Here is a 9,237-nt window from a genome sequence, read left to right as displayed (position 1 = left end):
CGACCTGGTGACCGGCCCGTCCGAACGCCGCCGCGTAGCTGTGTACGAGCGAGCTCTGGCCGACGCTCGCCGCCGCCTGCTGGGTGGCGAGGTCACGCGGCCGCCGGGCCAGGCCGAGCGGGGCGAGACCCGCGGCGATGGCCCCGGAGGACACCAGCACCAGTTGTTGTCCGGCCCGGGGCAGCACCGCGGCCACCAGCGCCTCAAGCCGGTCGACGTCCAGACCGCCGGCGGCCGTCGTCAGCGAGGACGAACCGACCTTGACGACGACCCGGCGCGCGTCGGTCACGAACGGACGCACGCCTTCATCCTTCTTCTTCTCCTCGACCCGCCGGTTCTCCTCGTACCGCCGGGTCGACGACGGCGGCGGCGCGGCGAGCCATCCGTTCGGCCCGGGTCAACCGCACCGAGGCCCGCAACCGGTCGTCGGTCCCGCGCGGTCCGAGGGACACCGAGGAACCCGTGTCCCCACCTCGGCCGGGTGACGGTGCCGCACCGGAGGCCGCGGTGCCGGCCGGCCCGCGGCCACCCGGACCGGTCTCGGCGAGCCCGTCGCCACCCGGATGATCATCAACACCCAGCCCACCGTTCCCCAGCCCGCCGCCGCTCAGCGTCGGCTCCCAGTCGAACGTGACCTCGCCGATGGTCACCTCCGCTCCCGCGGTGGCGCCGAGGCGAGCGAGCTCCTTCTCCACGCCGAGGCGGGCGAGCCGGTCGGCGAGAAAGCCGATCGCCTCGTCGTTGGTGAAGTCGGTCTGCCGCACCCAGCGCTCGGGCTTCGACCCGGTGATCAGGAAACCGTCGCCGAGGGGGCGCACCGTGAAGTCGGGCTCGTTCACCGCGCGGGGACGCAGCACGATGCGGGTCGCCGCCCGGGCCGGCGCGGCCGCCCGGTGCTGGGCGACGAGGTCGGCCAAGGCCAGGGACAGCGCGTGCACGCCACGTCGGGTCGCGGTACTCACCGCGAAGACCGCGAGGTCACGGGCTCGCAGCTCGGGAGCGACGAGCTCCGCGAGCTCCGCGGCGTCCGGAACGTCGATCTTGTTGAGGACGACCAGCCGGGGACGGTCGGACAGATCGGCGGAGTAGGCGGCGAGCTCGGCCTCGATGACGTCGAGGTCGGTCATCGGATCACGACCCGGTTCCAGGGTGGCGYAGTCCAGCACATGCACGATCACCGAGCAGCGTTCGATGTGCCGGAGGAACTCCAAGCCCAGCCCGCGTCCCTCGCTGGCGCCCGGAATCAGGCCGGGGACGTCCGCGACCGTGTAAGGAGGACGATCACCCGCCTGCGCCACGCCGAGATTGGGCACCAGCGTCGTGAAGGGATAGTCGGCGATCTTCGGCTTGGCCGCGCTGAGCACCGACACCAGGGAGGACTTGCCGGCGCTGGGAAAACCGACGAGCGCGACGTCGGCCACGGTCTTGAGTTCCAGCACGGCGTCGAGCTGCTCGCCGGGCTCGCCGAGTTCGGCGAACCCGGGGGCCTTGCGGCGGGCCGACGCGAGCGCCGCGTTGCCCCGCCCCCCACGGCCGCCGCGGGCCAGTACGAACGCGCTGCCCGGTCCGACCAGGTCGATGATCTGCTCGCCGTCCTCTGTCAGCACGACGGTTCCGTCCGGCACCGGGAGGACGAGGTCCGCACCGTCCGCTCCGTGCCGGTTCGACCCCTGGCCGGGGCGTCCCCGAGAGGCGCGCTGATGCGGATGGAAGTGGAAGTCGAGCAGGGTGGTCACGCTCGGGTCCACCACGAGGCGGACGTCACCACCCCGGCCGCCGTCACCGCCGTCCGGCCCGCCCAGCGGCTTGAACTTCTCCCGGTGGATGGAGGCACAGCCGTGACCGCCGTCCCCGGCCGTCGCGTGCAGCACCACCCGGTCGACGAACGTCGGCATCACCGCCTCCTCTCTACATCCCTCCCCGCGAGAGAGGCGCCAAAGCCGCGCAACCACGCCCGGAAGGGCGGTGGTACGCGCGGCTGCTGGCTCACCAGTGATCGCCGATGATCGCCATCTGACGGCAACCAAGGCCACGCCGTCGAACCGACGGCGTGGCCTTGACGATCAGATTAAGCGGGTACCGCCGCCTCGGCCACCACGTTCACGACCCGACGGCCCCGCCGATGGCCGAACCGCACGTGCCCGGGCGAGAGCGCGAACAGCGTGTCGTCCTTGCCGCGCCCGACCAGATCACCCGGGTGGAAATGGGTCCCGCGCTGACGGACGATGATCTCGCCGGCCTTCACGTACTGGCCGCCGAAGCGCTTCACGCCCAGCCGCTGCGCGTTCGAATCCCGCCCGTTGCGCGAGGAACTCGCGCCCTTCTTGTGCGCCATCCCGCTCAGGCCTTCCCGGTCTCGATGCCAGTCACCTTGAGACGCGTCAGCTTCTGGCGGTGACCCTGGCGCTTGTGGTAGCCGGTCTTGTTCTTGAACTTGTGGATCCGGATCTTCGGACCCTTGACGACGCCGACGACCTCGGCGGTGACCGCGACGGACGCGAGAGCGTCGGCGTCGTGGGTGACCGACTCGCCATCGACGAGCAGGAGCGCCGGAAGGTTCACGGCCGCGCCCGGCTCTCCGGAAAGGAGCTCGACGTCGACGACATCGCCGACGGCGACCCTGTGCTGCTTGCCGCCGCTGGCAACGACCGCGTACACCAGATCTCCCTGCTGTTGTTATGCCGCTGTGACCGCACGGAACCCGAAACGGCGTTCCCCGCGGAGCTTTGGGTGCGCATGGGCCGCGATCGACCGGAACGCGGACGATCAGCGGTCATCCAGCGAGCATTGCCCGCTAGCGAGCATCGCCCCATCCGGATGAGCATGCGGACTCCACCTTACAGGTCATCGGGAGCGGAGCGAAGGAGCGCCCGCCGCATACCGCGCATTCCGTCCCGCGCATCCCCCGCACGGCGGTCGCGTGTCCCRCACCCGACGGGCCCGCCGGGCGGATCTCATCGCGGGTCCTCGCCCCGCTCGTCCGGGTCATATCCAGGGATGACCCGGACGGGCCATGGTGTAGGCCACTGAGGAGAGAGAAGCATGGATCGTCCACATGGCGGAGTTCCACGATGGATCGTGAGGCTTCGGCGCCGGGAATGAGATCGCGTCGGGGGTGACGAGGATGTACTGGCAGCTGGTGATCTGGGCCGCGGGAGCCGGTACCGCCGTCGCTCTGGCTGTCGTCTGYCGCCCGGCGGCCACCGCCGCCCGTCGTTACGGCTCGGTTCCCGGCACGGTCCCCGCCGCGACGGGCGCGCTGACCGTGCTGGTCGTCGTCGGTCTCACCCTCACGGCCTTCGCCGGCCTACCGCCCTGGGCAGGCGCCTGTTGGACGCTGGGCACMGCGGCCACGGCCGGATGGATCGCGCTGCGCCGGCGGGGTCCATCCGCGTGGGGATTGCCCGATTCCGGGATGAAGGGCCGGCCGTCCGGTGGTCTCGAGGCGGGAGAGGCGGGAGAGGCGGGAGACCCGGGAGAGGCGGCCGATCCCGCCTACGCGGCCGATGAGCCGGTCCTACGCGGTCGGATGATCCCGAACCTCGCCGATCAGGACGATCTGGTGCAGTCGCTGACCATCGCCTCCTATGCCCTGCAGATGGGCGACCCAGGACGGGCCCGTCAGGCGATCGAGGTAGCCTTGTCCCGTTCCCGGGCCACCCTCGACCTGCTACTGCGGGAGAATGCCGGCCGCGGGCTCGTGCGCCCGGGCCCGGCCGCCGGGCCGAGTCGGGCCGGGCCGAGTCGGGCCGGGCCGACCGCCGCCTGAACGGCCGGTCCGGCTCTCCGCCAAGCCTCGATCAGCTGGGGGCGCCCACGACGAGCATCCCACGCCGGACGCCGCGGGGTCCTTCCGCTCCAGAGACAAGCTGACGGACCAGCGGCACCGGATCTCTGGCGGGTCAGGCGCTCGGGGGTTCCGCCGAGGGCACGGACTCCAGCGACTCGGCCGGCTTGGACACCGGCCGGGAGGCCCGCCGTCGTCGGCCCCGGGCCGGTTTGCCCACAGTGGACAAGGCGTTGTCCGCGGTCGCGAGGCTGTCGGGATCATCGGAGTTGGCGTACACCGGCGGCAGGGCCTCCTCGAGGCCGCCCGCGCCGGAGCCACCGCCAGCGGGCACATGCCCGTTCGACCCGGCTGGGGAACCGGCTGCCCCGAGTCCCGGGGCGGCGGCAGCTGCGGCCCCGCCCGCCGGCCCCGCCGCACTGTCGGCCGCATGCGCGGGCTCGGGCGCGGGCACCGTATCCGCGGCGGTGACGCCCGCGGTGGCTATCGCACCCTCGCCGGCCGTCACGGCGACGTTCTCCGCGGCGTCGGGCGTCGATGATGCGGCGGATCCGATGGGTTCGCCAGGTCCGCCGGACGCCTCGGATTCGGATGCGGACGTAGGCTCGGCCGACGCGGCGGCGATGATCGCGGGGCCGTCGACGGCACTCGTGGACACGGCACTCGCGGACACGGCACTCGCGGACGAGGAGCGGACCCGACGACCGGACCCGGACCCCTCCGCCGGCGCGGGCACCGCCACCGGAGTCGGCTGACCGGCACCGGACACAATGGTCCCGCTCGGCACGCCGGCTGCGGCGTGTGCACCGCTGCCGCCGTCGAGGTGGATGACCACCCCGCGGCCGTTGCAGTGCACGCACGGCTCGCTGTACGCCTCCAGCAGGCCCTGCCCCACCCGCTTGCGGGTCATCTGGACCAGCCCGAGGCTGGTCACCTCGGCGACCTGGTGCCGGGTACGGTCCCGGCCAAGGCACTCGGTGAGCCGGCGCAGGACCAGTTCTCGGTTGCTCTCCAGAACCATGTCGATGAAGTCGATGACAATGATGCCACCGATATCCCGCAGCCGCAGCTGACGGACGATCTCCTCGGCGGCTTCCAGGTTGTTCTTGGTGACCGTCTCCTCGAGGTTGCCGCCCTTGCCGGTGAACTTGCCCGTGTTGACGTCGATGACCGTCATCGCCTCGGTCCGGTCGATGACGAGCGATCCACCCGAGGGCAGCCAGACCTTGCGGTCGAGGGCCTTGGCGAGCTGCTCGTCTACCCGGTACTCGGCGAAGACGTCACCGGTTCCGGTGTAGCGGCGGATCCGCGACCGCAGGTCGGGAGCCACTGTGTCGATGTACTCCTCGATCGTGATGGCCTCACCCGAGCCCTGGACGACCAGCTCGGTGAAGTCCTCGTTGAAGATGTCCCGGATCACCCGGACGACCAGGTCCGGCTCGCCGTAGAGCAGCGAGGGCGCCGACGCCTTCTTCGCCTTGCGCTCGATGTCCTCCCATTGGGCGGCGAGCCGCTCGATGTCGCGTTCCAGCTCGGCCTCGCTGGCACCCTCGGCTGCGGTGCGCACGATGACCCCACCGTCCTCGGGCGTGATTTTCTTCAGGATGCTCTTGAGCCGAGCTCGTTCGGTGTCCGGCAACTTGCGGCTGATCCCGGCGTTCTGTCCGTCCGGGACGAACACCAGGTACCGCCCCGGCAGACTGATCTGGCTGGTGAGCCGCGCGCCCTTGTGCCCGATCGGATCCTTGGACACCTGGACCAGGACCGACTGACCGGACTTGAGCACCTGCTCGATCTTGCGAGGCCGACCGTCCAGCCCGGATGCGTCGTAGTTGACCTCGCCGGCGTAGAGGACGGCATTGCGTCCCTTACCGATGTCGACGAAGGCCGCCTCCATGCTGGCCAGCACGTTCTGTACTCGGCCGAGGTAGACGTTGCCCGCATAGGACGACGAGCTCGCCCGGGTCACGAAGTGCTCGACGAGTACCCCGTCCTCCAGCACGGCGATCTGGGTGCGCTCCCCCGCGTGGCGGACGACCATCCGGCGTTCGACCGACTCCCGCCGGGCCAGGAACTCCGCCTCGGTGACGATCGGTGGCCGACGCCGACCACTGTCGCGGCCCTCCCGGCGCCGCTGACGCTTGGCCTCCAGACGGGTGGACCCGCTCAGCCCCCGGACCAGGTCCTCGTCCTTGCGGGTCTCCCGGACGTGGACGACCGTGTTCGGCGGGTCGTCGGCGAGCGCCGGCTCGTCGCCGCCGGCGCGACGGCGCCGCCGCCGCCGACGGCGGGCCCCTCCCAGCCGGTCGTCCTCGTCCTCACCGTCACGCTCGGCACTTTCCTCCGCCGCGCCGGGGGTCGTCTCGGCGCCCTCATCCGACGCGACGGCGGGCACCGACCCGGTTCCCTGCCCGGCCACGGACGAGCCGTCCACACCGTCCGTGTCCTGTGCCACACCCTCGCGACCCGTGTCGTCCGCGGCCGCGGCGCCGTCCTCCGGGCCGGACTCCACGCCGTCCTCGTCGCCCCGGGCCCGACCACGACCACGGCGACCACGGCGCCGACGGCGGGTGGAGGCCGAGYCGCCCCCATCCGGGTCGTCGTCGAATTCGCTGTCCTCCTCGCCGCCCGTGAGGTCGCCCATCGTGTCGGGATCGGTCGTGTCGGGATCGGTGGCCACGTCCGCCTCGTCCCGGGGGTGAGCCGGTGCCTCGGCATGCCGCCGCTCGGCGGACGGGAACGCCGTGCCCGCCACGGCATCCACCGCGGTGGCGGCGGATCCGAGTTCGGCGGCACGCCGCCAGCGAGCCTCCACGACCGCCGGTTCGGGAGCCTGGAAGGTCACCATGGCGGCCGGTCGCCGGAGCACGGGACGGATCATCGTCTCGACGACCGGCTCGTTATGGATCCCGGCCCAGGTCGGAGCGGTCGCCCGCCTGGCCCTTGTCGCCGCGCTCCGGGTGCTGCCGGCCTCGGGCTCGGCAGAGCTCGGCTCGGCAGAGCTCGGCTCGGCAGATCTCGACTCAGCGGTCGACTCCCGGGCCGCCGGCTCGGCGACGCCGGGCTCGTCGGTCCCGGGCTGCGCGGACTCCGGTTCCGTGGGCCCAGGCGTGTCCGTAGGCCCGGATGTGTCCGTAGGCCCGGGCGTGTCGGGAGCCGACGCCACGGCGGCGGTCGAACCCGCGGGTACACCGACGGACCCGGTCGCACCGACATCCGGCATCGCCGGACCGAGGATGGTCGCATCGCCAGGCCCGGCGGCGACCGGCCCGGCTGCCGCGGTGCCGGACCCGGCCGGGTCCGGCACCGCGGCAGCGGGCGTCATCAGTCCGGAGATGGCACGACGGGCCCTGGTCCGTTTCGGCTTCGCAGCGACGTCCGGCGATACGACGTCCCGCGGCGCGTCCTCGGTGGGAGGGGCGTCCTCGGCGGGAGGGGCGTCCTCGGCGGGAGGGGCGTCCTCGGCGGGAGGGGCGTCCTCGGCGGGAGGGGCGTCCTCGGCGGGAGGGGCGTCCTCGGCGGGAGGGGCGTCCTCGGCGGGAGGGGCAACCGGCACCTCGGTCACCTCACGCACCGCGCGGCGGCTGCGTGCCGCCCGGGTGCGCCGCGCCGGCACCGGTTCGGTGGCCTCCACCGTGTCGTCCCGGGCCGTGTCGTCCCGGGCCGGGACGACAGTGACGGATTCGACGGTGGCGGGTTTATCGACCGGACCTGGTTCGCCGACCGGGGTGGTCGAGGGAGCGTCGGCTTCGGTGGTATCCGCCGGTTCCATCCTGGCCCTGGCGGAGCCGCGGGTCATCCGGGCGCGGGTGGTCGAACCGGCGTCCCGGCGACGGCGCCGGCCCTCGGCCGGCGCCGAGGGTGCGTCGCCGGAGGTCTCGTCTCGAAGGGGCCCGCCCGGGACCTGTGCGACGGCCGGGTCGTCCGGAACCGGATTCCCGGCTGGCGCCACATCGGTCACGTTCGGCCCGGCGGTGGCATGGTCGTCGGCGGGTGGGCCTGCCGCTCGTCCCGCGGCCCTGCGCCTACGCGCCGCCGGTCGGGTGGGCTCGGATTCAGTCTGGATGGTCAGATCGTCGTCGGGCACGGGTTAAGAAGCCTCTCGGGCTCCCGGGCGCGCTGCTCATGCAGTCGCGACCGCGCAGAAGCCACTGTCTCGGTCCGGCGCGGGTACCGCCGGGGAATCCTGCGACGCCCTGCAACACGCTGAGGTTCAACCCACCAGCCGGCCAGCGCCGTTGCGGTCCTGCGCCAGCGGGTCCGCCACAGTGCCGTCCTCACACAGTCGGCCCTGTTCGAGCCGGGTGGACTCGGGCGGCGCCGACGAGCGCAGGCCGGCTACCACGCCTAGGGCGGTCAGCACGTCGTCTGGTCGTACAGCGGGCGTCGTGTGCCGCACGACCATCTCCAGTATCGCACACGTGTCGTTCTCTGCGCGGCAAACGGCGGAGACCACTGCCGCGCGCACATCGAACCGTCGCCTGCCGTCCTTCGTCGCCCGCTCAACTTCGACCACGTCGCGGCGCAACAGCTCCCGCACGGCGGCGGAGACCTCCGGACCGGAGGCACCCGGCAACCGTACCGACCACCGCGAGGCGTCGATCCGCTCGGCGAGGCTGCCGCCTTCCGCCCGGTGGCACGCGAGCACGTCCAGCCCCGGCGGAAGAACGGCGTCCAGGCCGACCCGCAGCGCCTCCGGATCGACCGAGGCTGCCAGGGCCAGCTCGACGTATTCGGCCTCACTGGCCGCCCCGGTCGGCGCGGCACCCAGCCACGAGATCCGCGGATGCGGACTGAATCCCGCCGAATAGGCCATCGGGACCCCGGCGCGGCGCAATGCGCGCTCGAACGTTCGCGCCACGTCCCGATGTGAGAGGAATCTCAGCCGGCCCCGCTTCGCGAAACGAAGTCGCACCCGTTCGACCACCGGCGGAGGCGGCGGCCCCTCAGGTCGCCGCGCCACTGCCCACCGGAGCCGGGGCGAGCCGCGGCGTGGTCGCGGGATCGGGTTGAATGGCCGGCTGCGGTCGCTCGGCCTGCCCGGACCCGGGGCCCTGGAGGTTCGACACCGCAAGCACGGGGAGCAGCCGACGTCCGGTCGGGCCGATCTGGGTGTCGGTGCCCATCGTTGGACAGACCCCGCAGTCGTAGCAGGGTGTCCAGCGACAGTCATCGAGCTCATTCCCGCTCAGCGCATCCTGCCAATCAGCCCACAGCCAGTCCCGGTCGAGGCCCGCGTCGAGGTGATCCCAGGCCAGCACCTCGCGTTCGTCACGCTCGCGGGTGGTGAACCAGTCCAGCGACACCCCCAGCGGTTCGAGCTCCGCCGCGCACGCGGACTCCCAGCGTTCGAACGAGAAGTACTCGTTCCAGCCGTCGAAGCGGCCGCCGTCTCGCCAGACCCGTTCGATCACCGCAGCCACCCGGCGGTCACCGCGGGCCAGCAGGCC

6 protein-coding genes and 2 pseudogenes are annotated in these 9,237 nt (G+C 72.5%); 1 reads left to right on the top strand and 7 read right to left on the bottom strand.

Features of this window, described 5'->3' with window-relative positions:
- The 4 genes and pseudogenes from KBI5_RS18655 to rplU all read right to left on the bottom strand — a co-directional run.
- Nucleotides 1–301, bottom strand: a pseudogene (locus KBI5_RS18655) (glutamate 5-kinase); the annotation flags it as partial.
- Between the two features lie 4 nt (nucleotides 302–305).
- Nucleotides 306–1,895, bottom strand: a complete 1,590-nt coding sequence (obgE, locus tag KBI5_RS18650; RefSeq protein WP_085015975.1) for a GTPase ObgE — start codon at nucleotides 1,893–1,895, stop codon at nucleotides 306–308.
- 173 nt (nucleotides 1,896–2,068) lie between these two features.
- A complete protein-coding gene (gene rpmA, locus KBI5_RS18645) occupies nucleotides 2,069–2,335 on the bottom strand; it encodes a 50S ribosomal protein L27 (RefSeq protein WP_011435665.1) in 267 nt (88 codons plus the stop codon).
- 5 nt (nucleotides 2,336–2,340) lie between these two features.
- Nucleotides 2,341–2,658, bottom strand: a complete 318-nt coding sequence (gene rplU / locus KBI5_RS18640; RefSeq protein ID WP_011435664.1) for a 50S ribosomal protein L21 — start codon at nucleotides 2,656–2,658, stop codon at nucleotides 2,341–2,343.
- A gap of 466 nt (nucleotides 2,659–3,124) precedes the next feature.
- On the opposite strand from rplU, the gene KBI5_RS18635 reads away from it, so the two are divergent.
- Nucleotides 3,125–3,769: a hypothetical protein gene (locus KBI5_RS18635; protein ID WP_011435663.1), complete on the top strand. Its 645-nt coding sequence runs from the start codon at nucleotides 3,125–3,127 to the stop codon at nucleotides 3,767–3,769.
- A 133-nt stretch (nucleotides 3,770–3,902) separates the two neighbouring features.
- On the opposite strand, the gene KBI5_RS18630 is transcribed toward KBI5_RS18635, so the two are convergent.
- The 3 genes and pseudogenes from KBI5_RS18630 to KBI5_RS18620 all read right to left on the bottom strand — a co-directional run.
- Nucleotides 3,903–7,559 carry a ribonuclease E/G gene (locus KBI5_RS18630; protein WP_085015976.1) on the bottom strand — a complete coding sequence of 1,219 codons (3,657 nt, stop codon included), beginning with the start codon at nucleotides 7,557–7,559 and terminating at the stop codon, nucleotides 3,903–3,905.
- 441 nt (nucleotides 7,560–8,000) lie between these two features.
- Nucleotides 8,001–8,750: a TIGR03936 family radical SAM-associated protein gene (locus tag KBI5_RS18625; RefSeq protein WP_011435661.1), complete on the bottom strand. Its 750-nt coding sequence runs from the start codon at nucleotides 8,748–8,750 to the stop codon at nucleotides 8,001–8,003.
- A pseudogene (locus tag KBI5_RS18620) lies at nucleotides 8,734–9,237 on the bottom strand (B12-binding domain-containing radical SAM protein); the annotation flags it as partial. The pseudogene KBI5_RS18620 and the gene KBI5_RS18625, both read right to left, overlap by 17 nt.

The organism is Frankia sp. KB5 (genome assembly GCF_002099325.1).
GTDB classification, from domain to species: Bacteria; Actinomycetota; Actinomycetes; order Frankiales; family Frankiaceae; genus Frankia; species Frankia casuarinae.
The sequence above is the reverse complement of the archived record's forward strand: the minus strand, read 5'-3'. Positions and strand labels throughout refer to the sequence as shown.

Coding starts and splice junctions, on each gene's coding strand:
- rpmA (WP_011435665.1), bottom strand. CDS start 2,335: ATGGCGCACAAGAAGGGCGCGAGTTCCTCGCGCAACGGGCGGGATTCG.